This is a genomic window from Klebsiella pneumoniae subsp. pneumoniae HS11286, from assembly GCF_000240185.1.
Classification (GTDB): Bacteria; Pseudomonadota; Gammaproteobacteria; order Enterobacterales; family Enterobacteriaceae; genus Klebsiella; species Klebsiella pneumoniae.
Map to the genome: position 1 here is coordinate 4,043,048 of NC_016845.1, position 18,558 is coordinate 4,061,605.

Annotated in this window: 24 protein-coding genes; 17 read left to right on the plus strand and 7 right to left on the minus strand. The window is 52.5% G+C overall.

What is annotated here, in order from left to right; translation table 11 throughout:
• Positions 1-48 precede the first annotated feature (48 nt).
• On the minus strand, positions 49-1,170 hold the full coding sequence (locus KPHS_39920) for a bifunctional chorismate mutase/prephenate dehydrogenase (protein YP_005228292.1): 1,122 nt from the start codon (positions 1,168-1,170) through the stop codon (positions 49-51).
• Positions 1,171-1,179: 9 nt separating this feature from the next.
• Positions 1,180-2,250, minus strand: a complete 1,071-nt coding sequence (locus KPHS_39930) for a phospho-2-dehydro-3-deoxyheptonate aldolase (RefSeq protein ID YP_005228293.1) — start codon at positions 2,248-2,250, stop codon at positions 1,180-1,182.
• A gap of 342 nt (positions 2,251-2,592) precedes the next feature.
• Here KPHS_39930 and KPHS_39940 point away from each other — a divergent pair, with 342 nt between their 5' ends.
• The 3 genes from KPHS_39940 to KPHS_39960 are packed head-to-tail and all read left to right on the plus strand — an operon-like array spanning position 2,593 to position 4,814.
• On the plus strand, positions 2,593-3,102 hold the full coding sequence (locus KPHS_39940) for a YfiR family protein (protein ID YP_005228294.1): 510 nt from the start codon (positions 2,593-2,595) through the stop codon (positions 3,100-3,102).
• Positions 3,095-4,318 carry a diguanylate cyclase DgcN gene (locus KPHS_39950; RefSeq protein YP_005228295.1) on the plus strand — a complete coding sequence of 408 codons (1,224 nt, stop codon included), beginning with the start codon at positions 3,095-3,097 and terminating at the stop codon, positions 4,316-4,318. Before KPHS_39940 ends, KPHS_39950 begins: the two co-directional genes overlap by 8 nt.
• Before the next feature lie 13 nt (positions 4,319-4,331).
• A complete protein-coding gene (locus tag KPHS_39960; protein ID YP_005228296.1) occupies positions 4,332-4,814 on the plus strand; it encodes an iron-regulated membrane protein in 483 nt (160 codons plus the stop codon).
• An 8-nt stretch (positions 4,815-4,822) separates the two neighbouring features.
• Here the strand turns inward: KPHS_39960 and KPHS_39970 are convergent, their stop codons facing one another.
• Together KPHS_39970 and KPHS_39980 are read right to left on the minus strand one after the other, a co-directional pair.
• Positions 4,823-6,193: a putative iron-regulated membrane protein gene (locus KPHS_39970; RefSeq protein ID YP_005228297.1), complete on the minus strand. Its 1,371-nt coding sequence runs from the start codon at positions 6,191-6,193 to the stop codon at positions 4,823-4,825.
• A 56-nt stretch (positions 6,194-6,249) separates the two neighbouring features.
• On the minus strand, positions 6,250-6,708 hold the full coding sequence (locus KPHS_39980; protein YP_005228298.1) for a DUF2946 domain-containing protein: 459 nt from the start codon (positions 6,706-6,708) through the stop codon (positions 6,250-6,252).
• Here KPHS_39980 and KPHS_39990 point away from each other — a divergent pair.
• Entirely contained in the window at positions 6,698-6,835 is a 138-nt protein-coding gene (locus KPHS_39990) for a hypothetical protein (RefSeq protein ID YP_005228299.1), read from the plus strand. The two genes, KPHS_39980 and KPHS_39990, sit on opposite strands and share 11 nt — an antisense overlap.
• 104 nt (positions 6,836-6,939) lie before the next feature.
• Here KPHS_39990 and KPHS_40000 read toward each other — a convergent pair whose 3' ends face one another.
• Both KPHS_40000 and KPHS_40010 read right to left on the minus strand, forming a co-directional pair.
• A complete protein-coding gene (locus tag KPHS_40000) occupies positions 6,940-7,971 on the minus strand; it encodes a gp27 (protein YP_005228300.1) in 1,032 nt (343 codons plus the stop codon).
• Positions 7,972-7,973: 2 nt separating this feature from the next.
• Positions 7,974-8,570, minus strand: a complete 597-nt coding sequence (locus tag KPHS_40010; protein ID YP_005228301.1) for a CI repressor — start codon at positions 8,568-8,570, stop codon at positions 7,974-7,976.
• A gap of 497 nt (positions 8,571-9,067) precedes the next feature.
• On the opposite strand from KPHS_40010, the gene KPHS_40020 reads away from it, so the two are divergent.
• The 9 genes from KPHS_40020 (at position 9,068) to KPHS_40100 (ending at position 14,165) form a co-directional block, all read left to right on the plus strand.
• Entirely contained in the window at positions 9,068-9,199 is a 132-nt protein-coding gene (locus tag KPHS_40020; RefSeq protein ID YP_005228302.1) for a hypothetical protein, read from the plus strand.
• A gap of 31 nt (positions 9,200-9,230) precedes the next feature.
• Positions 9,231-9,740, plus strand: a complete 510-nt coding sequence (locus KPHS_40030) for a gp31 (protein ID YP_005228303.1) — start codon at positions 9,231-9,233, stop codon at positions 9,738-9,740.
• 61 nt (positions 9,741-9,801) lie between these two features.
• Complete coding sequence (locus tag KPHS_40040; RefSeq protein YP_005228304.1) at positions 9,802-9,948, plus strand: DUF2724 domain-containing protein; 147 nt, start codon at positions 9,802-9,804, stop codon at positions 9,946-9,948.
• Positions 9,949-10,028: 80 nt separating this feature from the next.
• Positions 10,029-10,316, plus strand: a complete 288-nt coding sequence (locus KPHS_40050; protein YP_005228305.1) for a hypothetical protein — start codon at positions 10,029-10,031, stop codon at positions 10,314-10,316.
• 65 nt (positions 10,317-10,381) lie between these two features.
• The gene (locus KPHS_40060; protein YP_005228306.1) at positions 10,382-10,606 is read left to right on the plus strand and encodes a DUF2732 domain-containing protein; all 225 of its coding nucleotides are present in this window, start codon (positions 10,382-10,384) and stop codon (positions 10,604-10,606) included.
• Positions 10,606-10,833, plus strand: coding sequence for a TraR/DksA family transcriptional regulator (locus KPHS_40070; protein ID YP_005228307.1), 228 nt, complete (start codon positions 10,606-10,608; stop codon positions 10,831-10,833). Before KPHS_40060 ends, KPHS_40070 begins: the two co-directional genes overlap by 1 nt.
• Positions 10,830-11,411 (plus strand): putative exonuclease CP81, encoded by a 582-nt coding sequence (locus KPHS_40080; RefSeq protein YP_005228308.1) that lies wholly within the window; start codon positions 10,830-10,832, stop codon positions 11,409-11,411. The genes KPHS_40070 and KPHS_40080 overlap by 4 nt, the downstream gene beginning before the upstream one ends.
• Positions 11,408-11,680, plus strand: coding sequence for a DUF5405 family protein (locus KPHS_40090; protein ID YP_005228309.1), 273 nt, complete (start codon positions 11,408-11,410; stop codon positions 11,678-11,680). Before KPHS_40080 ends, KPHS_40090 begins: the two co-directional genes overlap by 4 nt.
• 421 nt (positions 11,681-12,101) lie before the next feature.
• On the plus strand, positions 12,102-14,165 hold the full coding sequence (locus KPHS_40100; protein ID YP_005228310.1) for a gp36: 2,064 nt from the start codon (positions 12,102-12,104) through the stop codon (positions 14,163-14,165).
• Between the two features lie 145 nt (positions 14,166-14,310).
• Here the strand turns inward: KPHS_40100 and KPHS_40110 are convergent, their stop codons facing one another.
• Entirely contained in the window at positions 14,311-15,798 is a 1,488-nt protein-coding gene (locus KPHS_40110; RefSeq protein ID YP_005228311.1) for a putative reverse transcriptase/maturase, read from the minus strand.
• Positions 15,799-16,201: 403 nt separating this feature from the next.
• Here KPHS_40110 and KPHS_40120 point away from each other — a divergent pair, with 403 nt between their 5' ends.
• The 4 genes from KPHS_40120 (at position 16,202) to KPHS_40150 (ending at position 18,340) form a co-directional block, all read left to right on the plus strand.
• Positions 16,202-16,384 carry a TumA gene (locus KPHS_40120; protein YP_005228312.1) on the plus strand — a complete coding sequence of 61 codons (183 nt, stop codon included), beginning with the start codon at positions 16,202-16,204 and terminating at the stop codon, positions 16,382-16,384.
• 120 nt (positions 16,385-16,504) lie between these two features.
• A complete protein-coding gene (locus KPHS_40130; RefSeq protein YP_005228313.1) occupies positions 16,505-16,618 on the plus strand; it encodes a bacteriophage sos operon Tum protein in 114 nt (37 codons plus the stop codon).
• Positions 16,619-16,697: 79 nt separating this feature from the next.
• Complete coding sequence (locus KPHS_40140) at positions 16,698-17,429, plus strand: phage protein (protein ID YP_005228314.1); 732 nt, start codon at positions 16,698-16,700, stop codon at positions 17,427-17,429.
• Positions 17,430-17,542: 113 nt separating this feature from the next.
• On the plus strand, positions 17,543-18,340 hold the full coding sequence (locus KPHS_40150) for a hypothetical protein (RefSeq protein YP_005228315.1): 798 nt from the start codon (positions 17,543-17,545) through the stop codon (positions 18,338-18,340).
• Positions 18,341-18,558 lie beyond the last annotated feature (218 nt).

Consider the following 18,558-nt stretch of genomic DNA (forward strand, 5'->3'; position numbering starts at 1 on the left):
TAAAAAAAGCCAGCGGTCGCTGGCTTTATTGTATACATCTTTTTCGCTTTACTGCCGATTATCGTTCGCCTGACGCAGCAGCGTGCGGCTCTCGCTCTGGAAACGCTGAGCGTAATCGCCAAACCAGTGTTCGACTTTACGGAAGCTGTCGATAAACGCCTGCTTATCGCCCTGCTCCAGCAGGCCGATCGCTTCGCCGAAACGCTGGTAGTAGCGCTTAATCAGCGCCAGGTTGTTTTCCGATGACATAATAATATCGGCGTACAGCTGCGGATCCTGGGCAAACAGACGGCCTACCATCGCCAGCTCCAGTCGGTAAATGGGTGACGAGAGCGCCAGCAGTTGCTCAAGACGTACATTCTCTTCCGCCAGGTGCAGGCCATAGGCGAAGGTGGCAAAGTGGCGCAGCGCCTGAATAAAGGCCATGTTCTGATCGTGCTCAACGGCGCTGATGCGGTGCAGCCGCGCGCCCCAAACCTGGATTTGTTCGAGGAACCACTGATAGGCCTCCGGCTGGCGGCCATCACAATAGACCACCACCTGCTTCGCCAGGCTGCCGCTGTCCGGACCGAACATCGGGTGCAGGCCAAGAACCGGGCCCTGATGCGCCGCCAGCATCGCCTGCAGCGGCTCCGCTTTCACCGAGGCAAGGTCAACCAGAATGCAATCCGCCGGAAGGGGCGGCAGCCTGCCGATCGTCTCCACGGTGGTGTGAATCGGTACGCTGACGATAACCATGCCGGCATCGGCGACGATATCCGCCGCCCGGGCCCAATCGTTTTTTTCCAGAATACGCACCTGGTAGCCGGACAGCGTTAACATCTTCTCAAACAGACGCCCCATCTGCCCACCGCCGCCGACGATGACCACTGGCCGCAGATTCGGCTGCAGGGTTTTGAAGCCTTTGTCGTTTTCGCTGGAATAGGATTCCCGCATCACGCGACGCAGAACGTCCTCGATCAGATCCGGTGGTACGCCGAGCGCAGCCGCCTCTTCACGTCGGGAGGCGAGCATCGCCGACTCGCGCTCCGGGACGTAAATCGGCAGGCCATACTGGCTCTTCACCTCGCCGACTTCGGCCACCAGCTCCAGACGCTTAGCCAGCAGGCTAAGCAACGCTTTATCCACTTCATCAATTTGATCGCGTAACGCGGTCAGTTCAGCAACCATACTTTCCTCTTAAACCAAACGGGCCGCCAGGTGGCCGCGGAGATCCTTATCCAGTTCACGCAGCAGCGCCTCGGTAGTCTCCCAGCTGATGCAGGCATCCGTCACCGAGACGCCGTATTTCATCGCCTCACGCGGCTGTTCAGAGGACTGATTGCCTTCGTGGATATTACTTTCGATCATCAGGCCGATAATGGAGCGGTTGCCATCTTTGATCTGCGCGACCACGGATTCAGCCACGGCCGGCTGGCGGCGGAAATCTTTATTGGAGTTCCCATGACTGCAATCTACCATCAGCGACGGCTTCAGTCCCGCCTGCGCCATCTCTTTTTCGCATTTCGCCACATCTTCCGGACCGTAGTTCGGCGCCTTGCCGCCGCGGAGGATCACATGGCCGTTCGGATTACCCTGCGTTTGCAGCAGGCAGACCTGCCCGGCCTGGTTGATGCCGACGAAACGGTGCGGCATCGCCGCGGCGCGCATGGCGTTGATGGCCGTAGCCAGGCTACCGTCGGTACCGTTTTTAAAGCCGACCGGCATCGACAGGCCAGAGGCCATTTCGCGGTGCGTTTGTGATTCCGTGGTACGCGCGCCGATAGCGGACCAGCTGAACAGATCCCCGAGGTACTGCGGGCTGTTGGGATCCAGCGCTTCCGTCGCCAGCGGCAGTCCCATATTGACGAGCTCGACCAGCAGACGACGCGCAATCTTCAGGCCGCCTTCAACATCAAACGAACCATCCATGTGCGGATCGTTAATCAGCCCCTTCCAGCCGACGGTGGTACGGGGTTTTTCAAAATAGACGCGCATCACCAGGTAGAGGCTATCGCTGACCTCTGCGGCAAGGGCTTTAAACCGACGAGCATATTCAATCGCGGCTTCCGGATCGTGAATGGAGCAAGGACCACATACCACCAGCAGGCGCGGATCGCGACCGGCGATGATATCCGAAATGGTCTGACGGGCGTGCGCGATCTGCGCTTCCTGCTCGACGCTCAGCGGGAATTCCGCCTTCAGTTGCTCCGGGGTCATTAATACATGTTCGTCGGTAATATGTACGTTGTTCAGCGCGTCTTTTTGCATGATTGCGATCCTGTGTAGCTCGTTTGCGATAAGGGTTGCCTCAGAGGGCATGACGTAACGATACCACACAAAGTAAAGAATTCAATCCATATTCCGTAAATTTTAATTTACACCAACGAATTAATTGCCACTCACAATGGCGCGATGCGTATAACAATATTTACACATAGAAAAAACAAGCCAAACTTGCGCACCCACGGTATCGGTACTACGAAAAATCCTGGTGAGAATTGTCCCAAAGCAAAGGGCGCATCTAATGACGGGTTTTATTAACAGTGGTATTCTTCGCCGGGCATCGGCAGCGGCTTTTCCCGCGCTATGGCGACTTTGACGGAAGCGTTAATGACAGTATTACACCGTCTTTTATTGACTGTATTTTTTCTCATCGCGGTATCTCCTGTTTTTGCTGCCGGACCTTCAGAACATGTTCGCGCTATTGTTTCCGGGATCGTGACCTACACCCGTTGGCCGTCATTAACAGGAGCGCCAAAGCTGTGCATTTTTGCCTCATCACGCTTCACCCATAGCCTGGCTCATGAAGATCCGGATGCATTACCCTATCAACCGGTGATAGTACGTAATCGTGAAGAAGCGTTAAAAACGACCTGCGATGGTTTTTATTTTGGCAGCGAATCGCCGACTGAACAGTCAGAACTCACTCGCCGCTATGGCCCGAGGCCGCTGTTACTCATCGCAGAACAAAATACGGATTGTTCAATTGGTAGCGCGTTTTGCCTGATCATCAATGACGACCGGGTCCGCTTCTCCGTTAATCTGGACGTTCTGACGCACAGCGGGGTTCGGGTTAACCCGGACGTTCTGATGCTTGCCCGGAAGAAACCACATGAATAAGGACTTTTCACAGACTCCGCGCCCGACTTTCAAACGCGCGCTCCGTCGCATTAGCGTGATAAGCGTGGTGATCTCCATGACGCTGGTCTGGCTGCTGCTAAGTACAGCCTCAATCTTCACGCTCAAGCAGTACGCGCAGAAAAATCTTGAGCTCACTGCCGCGACCATGGGGCGCAGCCTCGAAGCCGCCCTGGTGTTTGGCGACAGCGCGGCGGCAGAGGAGACCCTCGCGTCGTTGGGCAAGCAAGGGCAGATCTCCCAGGCAATCGTGCTAAACGGCCAGATGCAGCACTTCGCCGCGTGGCGCCATGAACCGCTGGCCAATAAAGAGCAAGTGAGCGGGCTTATCAGTAAATGGCTGTTTCCGGAGCCCACGGTGCAGCCCATCTGGCACCAGGGCAAACAAATCGGCGAGCTGAGATTGACCGCGCTTGATGAACTGATTAGCCACTTTCTCGGTATCTCGATTCTGGTGCTGACCGGCAGCATTCTGCTCGCCTCGTTCATCGCCCTGCTGCTGACCCACTCCCTACACCGGGGGATCGTCGCCGCCCTGCAGAGCATCACTGAGGTCGTGCATGATATACGTGAAAACCGCCACTTCTCCCGGCGGGTGCCGGAGGAGCGTATCGAGGAGTTCCATCTTTTCGCCCAGGACTTTAACAGCCTGCTGGGGGAAATGGAGGACTGGCAGCGCCAGCTGCAGGCCAAAAACGCGCAGCTGTTGCGCAGTTCGTTACACGATCCGTTGACCGGCCTGGCTAACCGCGCCGCCTTTCGTAACGCGCTCGCCGAGCTGATGCAGAATGAAGTCGATCATCAAACCTCGGCATTGCTGTTTCTTGATGGCGATAATTTCAAACTGATTAACGACAACTGGGGGCATGCGGCGGGCGATAAAGTGCTGATGGAGGTCGCCAGCCGCCTGATGACTTTTGCCGGTAAACGCCATCTGGCGTGGCGTCTTGGCGGCGATGAGTTTGCCGTTCTGCTGCGCGAGGTGCGCTCGGAAGCAGAAGTGCAGGCCCTGTGCCAGGCGCTAACGGAACAATTTCTTCCGCCATTCAACCTGCACAACGGTCATAGCGCCACGCTCTCGCTGAGCGTCGGTTATGCCCTGGCGTGGGAGCACGCCACCGCGGAATCACTGCAAGAACTTGCCGATCAGAATATGTATCGGATGAAAAACCAACGTATCCAGCAGACGCTGAAATAATAAAGGACTCATTATGATCAGAAAATATTTCGTCCCCGCCCTGATGGCGGCGGCGCTTTTGACAGGTTGCCAGGCTCCTCAGGGAAAATTTACCCCGGAGCAGGTGGCGGCGATGAAATCTTACGGCTTCACTGAAAGCAATGGCGATTGGTCCCTGGGCTTATCCGATAGCATCCTGTTTGACAAGAATGACTACCGACTACGTCCCGACAGCCGCCAGCAGATCATCACGATGGCCTCGCGGCTGGCGGCTACCGGGATCACCCATAGCCGCCTTGAAGGCCATACCGATAATTATGGTGAAGATAGCTACAATGAAGCCCTGTCGCTTAAGCGGGCCAACAGCGTGGCCGATGCCTGGGCGGAAGGCGCTCATGTCCCACGCAGTAATTTAGTCACCCGCGGCCTTGGCAAAAAATACCCGATCGCCAGCAACGACACGGCGGCCGGGCGCGCCGAAAACCGCCGGGTAACGGTGGTCATCAGCACGCCGTAAGTCTTCACTTAGTCGCTGGACTTCATCATCCTCATTGCCGTTGCCGCGCGCCAGCGCAGGTAGTCAACGGCAATGAACAGCAGCAGGCTGGCTCCCATTAACGGCATGGCCAATCCAAGGGCAAACGCCAGCCCAAGCACCAGGCTTCGGGCAGGCCAGGCGAGCGACAGCCACGCCTGCAGCAGCGAATGCGCCGGATCCCAGGCCGCCTGAGGCGGACGGCGGATCCACCATAATCGGTACCCCACCCCGATGGTAACGCACAGCGCGCAGCCAAATCCCACCAGCAGCAGCTGATTCGCCAGACCAAAGAGGATCCCCATATGGAAATCGACGCCCCAGCGGGTGAGCTTCGCCATCAGCGGAAAGTCGGCAAAACGCGTGCGATCCACCACCTGCATCGTGGCGCCATCGATCGCCACCGCGTCCACCTGCGTCGGCCAGCGACGGTCGATCTCATTCACCGTCCAGGCGCGGTCGTCTGACACTGGCGGACGGATCTCCAGCCGGCTGGCGTTCAGCCCCGCCTGACGGGCCGCCGCCAGCGCCTGGTCAAACTGGGCCAACTGCAGCGCCGGCTGATGCTGGGCCATGGCCATCGCATCCATATGATGTCCGGCATGGGGATCGTGCGTCATCGGCATCTCGCCATGCAGCTGGGTATTGACCTGCGGCGTCAGCCAGCCGAACGCTGCCCGCATTTTGTCCACATTGCCGCCGGCCCATTGCGACCAGGTCAGGCCGGTGGCGGAGAAGAGCAGCATACCCACCAGTAAGCCCCAGCCCAGCGTCACGTGCAGCCGACGATGATTCTGCAGGGCGTTATTCAGCCGCCGTTTTGGACGCGTCATCGCCCACAGGGCAATGCCTCCGAGCGCGGCCACCCACATCCAGGAGGCGGCCAGTTCGCTGTATAACCTCCCGCTGTCGCCCAGCAGCAGAGAGCGATGCGCATAATCAATCCACTGGCGCAGCGGCAGGATGCCGCTGGTGCCGTAGACCGTCATATCGCCCTTCACCCGCAGCGCGATCGGATCGACAAAAATAGCCCGGGATTCCGACTCTCCGAGACCCGGATCGGCAAACATAATGCGCGTGGTCTCGCCCAACGCAGGCGCCGGACGCACCGCCAGCAGCCGCAGATTGCCCTGGGTCGCTTCTTCGGCCACCGCAATCTGGGCGCTGAGCGGCTGCGGAGTCCCCTCGGCAAGGCCATGCAGCGCGTCGTGATAGAGCCAGTTTTCCAGCTGCGGCGTCGCCACGTACAACGTACCGGTCAGGGCAGCGACAAAGATAAACGGTCCGATAAACAGACCAATATAGAAATGGAGGCGACGCAGCAGGTTCAGCCATGCCGCGCGCGAGGTGCAGGTTGTCATACTTTTCCTTTTTTAAAGCAAAAGAGGTCGTTGCGCGGTGCGCAGATTGATTTTTATTAAAGGGAAAAAGCAGACAGCCGCGGCGGGGCGCGGGTTTCGGGGTAGAGCCAGGGAAAGTAGTGCCAGTGCTTTAATACCGGGCGAGAAACCGGCAGGCGAATGCGCCGCAGAAGCATGGCGACGAACAGCGCCAGCGCGAAAAGGAGCCCCGGGACATGGGCTAACAGCACGCAATAGCCACACGCTTCGGCATGGTCCAGCGGCATTTCGTGTCCGGTATGCGTGGCGCCGTCTGTGCTGTGCATCATCGCCATCTTGTGCCCGGGCATCTGCGCCATGCTCGCGGACGAGCTATCCATCATCATGGCGTGGTGCATGCCGGGCATGGCGCTCATGGGGTCTTTTTGCAGGGAGACGGAGATTAGCGGGGCCACCACGATCAGCAGGATCGCCAACAGCGCCAGCCAGGCGGCTCGCCGTTTAGGTGTCGTTTGCTGAAAACTGTTGCTGACCACCGCCCCTCCGTATAGAGGGCGTATTGTAAATGATTTACATCACGATGGTTACAACAAAGATAAAAAAAGGGCCAGCCATCTGGCCAGCCCTTTCTATCAGGATGTCGCGAAAGCGAATCTTAGTTAAGACGCTTCTAGAGGACACCTTTACAAAACAACAATTTATATATTTCACAATAAGTTACGCACATCCTAAGCACACTCTAAACCATCCTCGCACATGCTGCGTGGTCATTTAGTGGACATAAAAAGACTTAGCGGATTCAGCTCGACGGCCTGTTCAAGATGGTCAGGTGCAAAGTGCGCGTACTTCATTGTTTCACGAATGTTAGCGTGACCGAGTATCTTTTGCAGTACAAGGATGTTTCCACCGTTCATCATAAAATGCGCACCAAAGGTGTGACGCAGGACGTGTGTCTTTTGTCCCTCAGTCAGCTCAATATCGGTAAGCGCCAGCATCTTTTTGAACTCCTGATAGCAGGGCTTAAACATCCTGCCCTGTCGCTTCGATAGTTCCTCGTAAAGCCACTTCGGGATCGGCACAGTGCGATTCTTTTTTCCCTTCGTCTTTGTGAAGGTCAATTTATAGGGTGAAAGCTGGGGCCGCGTAAGCCGTTGAGCCTCCCCCCAGCGTGCGCCAGTAGCCAGGCAAACTTTCGCGATCATCGTAAGGTCTTCATGGCCGTACTCATGGCAAGCCAATAAGAGCTGCGGAATCTGCTCAAGCGTCAGCCAGGACATTTCCTTTTCAGCTTCCTTGAAGACGCGAATACCATCAAGGGGATTCGGTAAGCTCCACTCCCCTAGCCGCTTCAGTTCATTGAAAACCGCTTCAAGATACTGCTGTTCTCGGTTGACGGTTATCGGCTTCGCAACCCATTTCGCCGGGTCTTTGTGATATCCATTATCAATCTTACCGCTCAGGCGCTGGTCGCGATAATGCGCCCAATCCTTAGCGGTAAGTTGGGAAGCTACCGGGTCGCCGAGGCCATTACACACTATTTGCAGTTTCGCCAGGCGTGACTTACTGGCGACTAACGCCTGACCGTGCAGGTTATGCCAGAGCTGAATAATTTCACTCAGCTTGCGCCGATCTTCCTTCTCCGATTTCCACGGCTTATTCTTGGCATCATCCCGATAATATTGCTCATACGCCACCGCCTCACCTTTGGTTGTGAAGCGTTTACGAACGCGACGACTATCACGCCCATCAACGCGAAAATCACACAACCACTCACCAGACGTTAGTTTTTTAACGGCCATGATTAGAAATTTTTACTCAGTGTCAAAAATACCATCCCGACGCAGTTAACTTCATCAACCAGACATTCAAACTGAGACGAGCCATTTTTTACCGACAACCGGTTACCTGGTAAACGCGCGACATCATAAACATCGGCAGTACCGTCTACATCGACCAACCAACGACCATTAGCGATATTTTTCGCATCGAGATCCACACACCACCGCTGCCCGTTTTTCTCTACCAACGCCGGGTTAACTACCGTGGAATCAATCAGCGAGTCATCACAGAACCACGTACCGTTCTCAGTAAGCTGGCCGGTATGAATGCTGTATTTGGTGATTTGCCTAAGGCCAGCAGGAAGGGCTGTTAACTGCTCAGGTTGCACTTGTGTATGTTGCTCATTCATCGGCCCGATACCCGTCGCCAGCCAGTACAGCGATGCGCCAGTATCAAGGGCGCAGACGATAACCACATCGCCGGGGAAATGTTCACGCCTCACCCAAGCGCTCATCGTGCCTGAAGGTATATCGAGATGGTCGCCAAGCTCCTTTTGCATGGTGAAGCCGTAAGCCTGCATGATGCGCTGCAAAATCTCTTTCCCACCTGAGCTTTGCATAGCCTCCATTAGCCTGATTCCCCGCATGGGATAATTACCCGGCTTATATCTTACATTTGTAAGTTCACCACCTTCTGTGAGCCATTTAAGGTCTGCACCAGTATCGAGAGCGCATTGGACTATGTAATCACCGGGAACCTTGCCTCGCTTAGCCCAATTACTGATTGTTGGTAACGGGATTTTCGCGAGATCAGAGTAAGCCTGCCTTGTCCTAACTCCATAAGAAATAAGAATTCTATCGATGACATCTTTGACGGACTGCCCTTCATTATCCATATGGACGCCTTAATTATTTTCAAACCAACCTTTACAGGTTTTCAAATGGAAAGTAATATCCGTCCTGCACCCTGAGAATGTGCGAGAACATACCAAAAAATGAATCTAACCGGAGATAGTCACCTATGAATCTTCAAATTGCAATCCCTTCAGGCCCTGACTTTCTGTCATATGAGGAGTTCGCCGAGCTCTATGGATGCCATCTAAACACTGTAAAAGAGATGGTAAAACGCGGCGAGCTTCTACTGGTGCCACGTACCCGCGAGGGTGGTCTCGGTCGTATCAACATGATTGCCTTCCGTACGCGCTTGCTCGCTCAGGCGATTAATTCACGCTATGCCGTGTTCCAGTAACTTAATTTTGCAAGTTAAAGGGAGTTACAGCATGTTAGATTTTCGCGTTTCGTCACATGCACACTTTGATGATGCATGCAGAAAATTCGCGGCCACGCATAACGTGAAAGAGCTGGCGGGTAAGGCCGGTATCAAGCCGCATACGCTTTACAACAAACTCAACCCGGAGCAGCCGCACCAGTTAACGCCGCGCGAAATCTGGACGCTGACAGACCTGACCGAAGATTCGACCCTAGTCGATGGTTTTCTGGCGCAGATCCATTGTTTGCCGTGCGTGCCGGTCAACGAGCTGGCAAAAGAGAAACTGCAATCCTACGTCATGCGCGCAATGAGTGAACTAGGCGAACTCGCGAGCGGTGCCGTTTCAGGCGACCGTCTTACCCCGGCCCGTAAGCAAAACATGATTGCGAGCGTAAACGCGGGTATTCGCATGCTGTCGCTGTCGGCAATGGCGTTGCAGGCCCGGATCCAGGCTAACCCGGCAATGACGAGTGTCGTCGATACCGTCAGCGGCATCGGCGCATCATTCGGTTTGATTTGAGGTGCTTATGTTGACTAACGAACCGTCATTCGCGTCTCTGCTAAAAAAACGTAGCCCATCTATGCACTACGGGCACGGCTGGATAATGGGTAGCGACGGCCAGCGCTGGCACCCTTGCAGCTCTCAGTCCGAATTGTTGAACGGCTTAACAGCAAAAAAAGTCTCTGCGGTTAAGCGGCTTTTAAATGCATTAATGGGGGCAAAATGAACGAAAGAATTTCAGCTCATGACACCCAGGCGAGCAAGCTTTTTAGCAATGCTGATTGTTCTACTGATCAACCGAAGACCATGACCGGCGAAGAGTGTTTCGCACGGTTTCATCAAAAACTTAAAGCAACAGAAAATAAGGCGCTGCGTAATTTCAATAAGCTTGATGAAGATTTTAAGTTTGTGGTTTTAACGCTTGCCAACCGAAATAATCCGGGCGCGTTTCGCTCTGATGAAGTCGGTAAGCCATATGAGTATTTTGATATGGATCGCCGCAAGCTGATTATTGCGTCAATGAATAAAATTTCCCGCTGGGGTGGGGTTTTGCCCCGGCATATTTCAATCCATGAATGCTTTTTAGCTAATTAAATAAACCCGTAATTAATGGCGTAAACCCGCCAGGATTCTTATTGCCCAAAATCAGGAGATTAAGAATGCACAAACAAACTTTAGAACCTAAAGAAAATACCGACCTGCTTCTTGAGGTTATCGGTATTGCAAAACGTGAAGAGCGCAAAGGTCGCGCGCTCGCTGTTTCTATCCGCCTTGAGGCGCTGGCAACCCATATCGCTAACAAAGATATGAGCGGTAAAGAAGCCGCTGAACTGCTGCGCCGCGAAGCCACTCGCTACGAAAACGAATCTCAGGAGCTGCACTAATGGCCGACGCAATGGATATCGCACAACAGCGCGAGCAGGCAGAACGCGAGCGCCTTATCAACAACGCGCGCAGCCATATCACTGCGCCTTCTCGTTTTACCTGCGAAGAATGTGAAGCACCAATCCCGGAGGAACGCCGCATTGCCATCCAGGGCGTTGCGCTATGCGTTACCTGTAAGGAAATCGCAGAGCTTAAAGGTAAACACTATAACGGAGGTGCTGTATGAGCATTATTAATACGACAATTAGTCAGCATGCCAAACGTTGGCTTAATGATGGGTACTTATTTATTGATACCGAAACTACTGGATTGGGTGACGATGCGGAAATCGTTGAAATCTGCATTATAGATAAAAATGGTTTTATTATGCTTAATACGCTAATTAAACCTACTAAGCCTATCCCTGATGAGGTTATCGCTATTCACGGCATTACCAATGAAATGGTTTCTCACGCTCCAACTTGGAAAGATGTTCACGGTGCAGTAGCCAATTTGTTCTTTAATTATGGCTTCGTTATTTATAATGCTGATTATGATACTCGCCTGATACGTCAAACAGCGGAATTAAATGGATTAGGGACTGACGGACTATCTTCATTTATAGACCACTCCCTGTGCGCCATGATGTTATATGCAGAATATCGTGGCGAGCCGGGGAGATATCACGGTTATAAATGGCATAAGTTAGTCGATGCAGCCGCGCATGAAGGGGTTGTGGTTGAAGGGCAGGCACACCGTGCTTTAGCAGATTGCAAAATGACATTAGGTGTCATTAAAGCTTTAGCGCAAGGCGGTGCAGCATGAGCCTCCGCATCGAAATCGGCGACAAATGGATTATTAACAGCGACCAGTATCAATTCATTTTGAGCGAGAAAAAGGTCGCAAAAAGCGGCCGTAAAGCTGGCGAGGAATGGCTCGATACTATCGGCTACTATCCGAAAATCGAACAGCTTATTTCCGGCCTGATTCATCATCATATCCAGCAGTCGGCCATTACCTCAATTGAGGATATGGCCGCAGAGATTAAGCGTATCGGAGAAATGTGCGCCTCCTCAATCAAGGCGGCAGCATGAGAAAAACACATCAACTAAAAATTCGGCCTGAGTTTTTTCAGGCTGTCATCAATGGAACGAAGAAAGCCGAGTTTCGTCTTGCTGACCGTGCTTTTGCTGCTGGGGATTTACTTTGCTTAAACGAGTATGGTCCCTGCGAAGATGACCCACAAAGGGTCGGTTTTACCGGCGCTTTTGTCTACGTGCTAGTGACTCATGTAACTGACCTTAACGAGTGGGCTCCAGGCTATGTGATGCTAAGCATGCAGCGTAGGCAAATGGGGGAGCTATGCGGGTAAGCGTTAACTATGCTTACCCGTGGAACGCTCCACGGTCGGCAATAGCCAGCCCATATCTTACCTATGACCAACAGTATCGCCGCGACCGTATGTTCGCGGCTTTACTGCATGCGAGAAAGGTGCTTTCTCTCCAGCCCGAGTGTGTGCGTTTTGACGTTTATCGCACCGCTACGGTGCTGGAGCAAAATCAGGGCAGTCAACGAGCCAATGCTTTTTTAATCAGCTTCTGCAAAAAGGCATTGCCCCGTCTTGAACTGGTCACCAAAAAATACGAGAGCGCGGGTATCAAAAGCAATGTATCAACCGCCGTTTTCGGTGGTCATTTTGACACCCGACTCATGCAATATCTGGCGTCACGTATGGTTAATCTGGTTGCCAGATATAACCGCCTCCCGGATATGTCGCGCGCCGATGTTGACCTGCTCGCCGGTGACATTGCTAATTTCATTCGTTCTGAGCTGGCAAATATTGATGATTCAGGCTTTGGAGAGCTCAAGACGCTATACACCTGGTACATGCACGCTGGTTTTATTTCTCTGCAATTCAATGTCACCCCTCCCCATTGGGAGCGCGTGGCAAATAAATATTTCAACAAAGATGATATCGCCCCCGCAGTAATCCGTATGTTTACTGAGTCATGGTGGCGTAATCGTCTGCGTCGTGTCGCGTCGTCATGGCGCGAGCATCTACAAATTGCAGTCGGCAACGTCAGCAAGAAAAAGCACGCCTACGCGAGTAAAAACTGCGTGACAGACTGGCGCGAGCAGAAGCGCCGCACGCGTGAGTTTCTCAAAGGTCTGGATCTCGAAGACGAAGACGGCAACCGCATCAGCCTGATTGAAAAATACGACGGCTCAGTCGCTAATCCAGCTATACGCCGCTGCGAGCTGATGACCCGCATCCGTGGGTTTGAAAATATCTGTAATGAGCTCGGTTATGTCGGGGAGTTTTACACCCTGACCGCACCGTCTAAATACCACGCCACCACCAAAGCGGGCTACCGTAACAGCAAATGGAACGGTGCCAGCCCGTCGGACACGCAGAGCTATCTCACCGGTCTTTGGGCGCGTATACGCGCCAAGCTACACCGGGAAGAAATCCGCATTTTCGGCATACGTGTTGCCGAGCCTCACCATGATGGAACGCCGCATTGGCACATGCTTATGTTCATGTTGCCGGAAGATGTCGAGCGCGTGCGCCTCATCATCCGTGATTATGCGTGGGAGGAAGACCGCCACGAACTGAGAAGCGATAAAGCCAAAAAAGCGCGCTTCCATGCCGAGGCAATCGACCCGGAAAAAGGTAGCGCAACCGGATATGTCGCTAAATACATTTCCAAAAACATCGACGGCTATGCTCTTGATGGTGAAACCGACGACGAAAGCGGCGAACTGTTGAAAGAGACCGCCCCCGCCGTTTCAGCATGGGCGGCGCGCTGGCACATTCGTCAATTTCAGTTTATCGGTGGCGCGCCGGTGACGGTCTACCGCGAACTACGCCGCCTTGCTGATACTGAGACAGCGCATGGTCTGAGTGTTGAGTTTGCAGCTGTGCATGATGCCGCCGACGCCGGTGATTGGGCTGGTTACGTTAATGCGCAAGGTGGCCCGTTTGTCCGTCGCGATGATTTGCAGGTGCGCACGCTGTATGAGCCTCGCGCCGAGTTTAACCAGTATGGTGAGGAAACTATCTGCATTCGTGGCGTGTACGATTCCGCCGTCGGCGCTGACACCCCGATTTTAACCCGGCTCACGCAGTGGAAGATTGTACCGAAGCGTGCAGTTGATTTGGCCGTTGACGTTAAGGGCGCCCCTGCGCCCTCTCGGAGTTCTGTCAATAACTGTACGGGGAGCGAAAGCGATCCTCCGGAGCTGGATTTATCCAAACCGTTGAGTCGAAGTGAAAGGCGGAAGCTAACGGCCAGACTCAGGGACAAAAAACGGGTCACCGGGCATGATTTTGTCCACGGAACGGATAAACAAAACGCAGCCATTGACAGAACCATAGACGAGATTCAGCTCACGACCGGCGAAACCATCAGCCGGGGTGAGGCCCTGCACCTGATGACCGGTGGCAGAAGTTGCATAAACGGCAAATGGTGCCGCGGTTCCGCAACCGGTGAAATTTTCCCGACAGCACCATCACACCAGGCGCAGGCTAGACAAATCCTAAATCGAGTCGCGGGGTTAGCAGAAAAGCAGAAGTAGAGATGAACTTTAATATTCATCGATTTCATTAACATACAGACTAATCGCGATTGATAATTTTCTTTTAATCCCTCAGCCATACGTGATGTCGCGGTAGGGATACCCGTTACCGGATACCCCCCGCACAGATCCCGGCGTGCGCGATTTACGCACCGGGCTCCTGCCTCGGGTGTCTGGCGGTGAACCGCTCCACAGGCCATGGATGAAGAACCCGAACCCTTGGTAGCCATGCGGCTGCCAGTTTGTTTGCTTTCGTCCAGGTCGTATCATCCTTCTGGCTCCTGCGCCTGAGCGCCCGGCGCCAGAGGTTTGTTACGTGTGTCCTGAACTTCTGCATGGTGGGGAAGTTGCCCGGTACCGAGTGATAGTTCAGGTATCCCTGAACCACTCTCCTGAGCCATTTTCCCTGTTCGGGGATTGAGTAATGCCAGCGCCTTCGCAGACCGTCTTTGATGGCTTTCAGAGTTGCCGTCATCCGATCCCGGCGGGTCTTTCGTATCAGCATGAACCTGCCGTTGCGATCTTTCCCGCTGATGTGCGTGAACCCGAGGAAGTTGAACGTTTCTGGTTTGCCTTTTCCCCTGATGGCACGGTTTTCGGCAGCGAAGCGGCCGAACTCCATCAGACGGGTTTTCTCCGGGTGAACCGTGAGTCCGAACTCCCTCAGTCTGCGCTGCATGGCTATACGGAAGCGCCGGGCATCGTATCGTTTGTCGAACCCGATGACGATGTCATCGGCGTATCTGACCATTACCACATTGCCTGTGGCATAGCGACGTCGCCACTGATGCGCCCACAGATCGAAGACGTAGTGGAGGTATATGTTTGCCAGCAGCGGTGAGATGACCGCACCCTGTGGGGTGCCTTCCTCCGTTGCTCGCCATTGACCCTCCTCCGACGTCCCGGCTGTGAGCCACTTACGTATGAGCCTGATTACCCTCCGGTCGCCGATCCGATGCTCTGTGAACCTGATCAGCCATTCGTGGCTCACCCTGTCGAAGAACTGACTGATGTCGGCATCCAGTACCCAGTTTACGTTAGTGCGTACCAGCCCTGTGGCCAGTGCGTCCAGTGCATCGTGCTGGCTTCGCCCGGGTCTGAACCCGTATGAGAACCCCATAAAGTCGTTTTCATAGACTGCGTTCAGGATTTTCACCAGCGCATACTGGACGATCTTGTCCTCCAGCGAGGCGATGCCGAGCGGGCGTTGTTTTCCATCCGCTTTTGGGATGTAGTGACGCCTGCCGGGCTGCGCCCTGTAGCTGCCCTGATGTAGCCTCCGGTGCAGATCTGTTATGTTGTTCTTCATGTTTCCGGCGTAGTCCATCCACCTGATGCCATCCACTCCGGCGGCCGCTTTCCTGCTCAGGGAGAGGAATGCGGCTTCCAGTGCTTCGACTGTCAGCAGGTGGAACAATGCTGTAAACCGTTCTTTCTTCCGCTGCTTCGCAGCTTCCCGCACGCGTGACAGCCTCTGTGACATGCTTTCCCGGCTCTGTGTCCGGCGCATGTGTGGCTGTTCCGCGTTCCCCTTGGCCCCGCTCCTTCGCTCCACTGACTCCGCTCCTTTCGGGTTGTTCGCCTGCTTCGCCGCTACTATGAGCGAGTCCGACTTCTCCTCTCCGTACATCACCGGCTATGACTCCTCGTCTTCCCGGTGCGGGCCATCTCCGACACTGGCAGATGGTCAGAGGGGAGATCTCCCGGTTCCCGCGTAGAGATCGTATTGACATGCCAGGGTCTCAGACCCCGCCGGGTCCATGTGGCACTCGCAGTATCGCACCCTATGATGTTGCCTTCCGTTAACAGTACAACGTCGGCACCCGGTAATTTAATATACATTTCGTGGCTCAATGGCTGGCCTGTCAACACCCCTGTCAACGCTTCGCCCCATACCTCGCGGTATGCAACGCATGACTCGGGGACCTTGTGGATTGCTGGTCCTTCAATGGTCGGGGACTTTCACCCCTTGATCTCTAACCGGTCTCCCGGCGCACACTGTATAAATATACAGTAATACTTGTGGGAGGGATTTCATGGTTGATGAATGTTTCAGCCAAAGGCAGAAAAAATGGGCTTGTGTGCAATTCATCGCCGAAGTGTCTCTGATTGCAAACTGCAAACCAGCAGACCTCAAGCTCGCCCTGTCTCTCATTGCTGACCTGGCAAATAGTGAAAATAAAGAACCAGAAAAAGAAGTTTTCTATAAGGCTGAATAGGTTATGAGAATAAACATCACGTTGGACAAAGAGCAAAAATTAGGCCAGCAGGTGGTCGATGCTTTACAGAATGAACTAACAAGCAAGGTGAGATGTGCTTTCCCATCCACGCGGGTTACGGTGAAAAAAGGGTCTGTAACGGGGGTTGAGGTTATCGGGTTCGACAACAAATCTGACCGAGAGGCATTAGATGGCATCATTCAGGAAGTATGGGAAGATGAGAGCTGGCGTTAACCTCTGAAAAGTATGCAACCCTCGACCCCATGTTTGATAGCATGGGGTTGTTTTTATGGGGATTACACAAAGGAAAATCATGGATACCGTAATAGCATTTTTATCTTTGGCACTCTTTATTGCTTTTATCGTGGGTTTAATCAAGCCGTCGCTGGTTCGGATGCCGAACCGTAAGCGAGCCAGTGCGGTTTACCTCGGTGCCAGTCTAGCGCTGAGTGTTGTTGGCTCAATTTTATGGCCGACTGAAAAGAGCCAGCCTGTTGCAAAAACTGATGCACTGGAGGTTAAAGCGAAACCGGCTACGCCAACGTTTGAGTATGCAGATAAAACCCTCAAAGAATATCGCAACGAGCCAAAACAAACCCGACACGATATCGTTAAAAACTATCTTGATTTCAAAAGTGTACCGACCAGCTCTACTGATGTTTTTTATGCTTGTATGAGTGAGTACACTTTTACTAAAGATGATGCATTAAAGCTTGGTGATGTGTTGGGGTGGTGTTTCAATGACTTCGAGAAAGAGCCGCAATCTCTAAATAATAAAATCAACCTTGACGCATTTCAGGGTAATTTTAGCGGTTGGGATGGCTCTTATCGTCCGTTAGAAAAACTAATAAAATCGAACATGAATGATGATTCATCTTACAAGCATGTTTCTACCGTCTATCATCTGATTTTGAACAAAGACCCGCATGCCATTGTAAAAACCACGTTTAGAGGTACAAACTCATATGGCGCAGTTGTAAAAGAGACTATTGCCGCTCGCGTCGATGTCAGAACGGGCGAGATTGAATCAATAATCGAAAATTAACCAAAACGTCGCCAGCTCTGAAAGTACCTTTCTGGGCTGGCGACGTTGAACAACGAGCTACGCGAGGCGTTAGTTAAGAATTTATGTTGTAGTAGTTTTAAGGAGGGTTTTGAATGTTGAGTATTATGGCTATAGATGTCAAAAAATATCTTGAGATGTTTGATATAAAGAGAACACCAAGTCATACAATTAGCTTAATGTTTGATAAAGCAATACATTATGATATGTATTCAGTTTATATTAAAGATGAAAATGGTGATGATTATCTTTTTGATAGATACGTTAACGGCGAAATAAAAGCAAGAAAATGGGATCAGGAAAATAGCATTTTTCAAATTGACTCTATTCTCATGCCTGAGCAGCTTAATCCAAATTCATTTTCAGGAATTTATTATTATCACGCACATGAATTAAAGTTTACTTCCTTAAATGATTTAAGTTTTTTTCGGGTTTTCAAATTCAAAAGAAATGCTGATTATGAAAACAAAAAGCTGAGTCGTGAAAAATTCCTGTATCGTCAGCGTAAGCAAGAGATTACTGATGCTATGACTGTTTTAACATCTGTTGTCAGGATTTATCGTGAGCAGCAGGGAGATAGACCATTCAGCGAGATACTTATAATGACTGACGTTGCAGGGAAATTATGGGTTTATCATGATAATCAGGCAAGACTTAGAAAAGAGCTTGGTCTATGCCTTGATTCGCTAGTAGAAAATGGCGACCTTTCAAAGACTCCAGAAGGGTATAAACCTACCGGAAAAGCAGTCAATACCCTTGCTAACTTCAATAAAACCGAGCAACGTTACAAAGAGAATATACGCAGCCAACAAATTATGATGTTGGCAACTTGTTTTGCAGCTGCCGGAGGTGTAGGAAGCATGGTTGCCGCTTTTCTTGGACTGATAAAATGACATGTAAATATGTCGTTAGATTGTATGTCTGAGGTGATAATAATCTCGAACACGAAGCGTGCATGCATTTAGTGCATCATTCTGCATGCGTGTTTATCATCCCTGCTATGACGATTATGCCAGAGCTGGCGCGGATCCAGAGTGGTCATGCACCTGCATTAATTCCGACTCACGAAGCGGGCAGGCGAGGCGGGGAAAGCACTGCGCGCCAGCGTACT

Bases quoted from the DNA above. Each gene is read 5' to 3' on its own strand.
- KPHS_39920 (YP_005228292.1), bottom strand. From the start codon at position 1,170: ATGGTTGCTGAACTGACCGCGTTACGCGATCAAATTGATGAAGTGGAT.
- KPHS_39930 (YP_005228293.1), bottom strand. From the start codon at position 2,250: ATGCAAAAAGACGCGCTGAACAACGTACATATTACCGACGAACATGTA.
- KPHS_39940 (YP_005228294.1), top strand. From the start codon at position 2,593: ATGACAGTATTACACCGTCTTTTATTGACTGTATTTTTTCTCATCGCG.
- KPHS_39950 (YP_005228295.1), top strand. From the start codon at position 3,095: ATGAATAAGGACTTTTCACAGACTCCGCGCCCGACTTTCAAACGCGCG.
- KPHS_39960 (YP_005228296.1), top strand. From the start codon at position 4,332: ATGATCAGAAAATATTTCGTCCCCGCCCTGATGGCGGCGGCGCTTTTG.
- KPHS_39970 (YP_005228297.1), bottom strand. From the start codon at position 6,193: ATGACAACCTGCACCTCGCGCGCGGCATGGCTGAACCTGCTGCGTCGC.
- KPHS_40000 (YP_005228300.1), bottom strand. From the start codon at position 7,971: ATGGCCGTTAAAAAACTAACGTCTGGTGAGTGGTTGTGTGATTTTCGC.
- KPHS_40010 (YP_005228301.1), bottom strand. From the start codon at position 8,570: ATGCAAAGCTCAGGTGGGAAAGAGATTTTGCAGCGCATCATGCAGGCT.
- KPHS_40020 (YP_005228302.1), top strand. From the start codon at position 9,068: ATGGTAAAACGCGGCGAGCTTCTACTGGTGCCACGTACCCGCGAGGGT.
- KPHS_40030 (YP_005228303.1), top strand. From the start codon at position 9,231: ATGTTAGATTTTCGCGTTTCGTCACATGCACACTTTGATGATGCATGC.
- KPHS_40040 (YP_005228304.1), top strand. From the start codon at position 9,802: ATGCACTACGGGCACGGCTGGATAATGGGTAGCGACGGCCAGCGCTGG.
- KPHS_40050 (YP_005228305.1), top strand. From the start codon at position 10,029: ATGACCGGCGAAGAGTGTTTCGCACGGTTTCATCAAAAACTTAAAGCA.
- KPHS_40060 (YP_005228306.1), top strand. From the start codon at position 10,382: ATGCACAAACAAACTTTAGAACCTAAAGAAAATACCGACCTGCTTCTT.
- KPHS_40070 (YP_005228307.1), top strand. From the start codon at position 10,606: ATGGCCGACGCAATGGATATCGCACAACAGCGCGAGCAGGCAGAACGC.
- KPHS_40080 (YP_005228308.1), top strand. From the start codon at position 10,830: ATGAGCATTATTAATACGACAATTAGTCAGCATGCCAAACGTTGGCTT.
- KPHS_40090 (YP_005228309.1), top strand. From the start codon at position 11,408: ATGAGCCTCCGCATCGAAATCGGCGACAAATGGATTATTAACAGCGAC.
- KPHS_40120 (YP_005228312.1), top strand. From the start codon at position 16,202: ATGGTTGATGAATGTTTCAGCCAAAGGCAGAAAAAATGGGCTTGTGTG.
- KPHS_40140 (YP_005228314.1), top strand. From the start codon at position 16,698: ATGGATACCGTAATAGCATTTTTATCTTTGGCACTCTTTATTGCTTTT.
- KPHS_40150 (YP_005228315.1), top strand. From the start codon at position 17,543: ATGTTGAGTATTATGGCTATAGATGTCAAAAAATATCTTGAGATGTTT.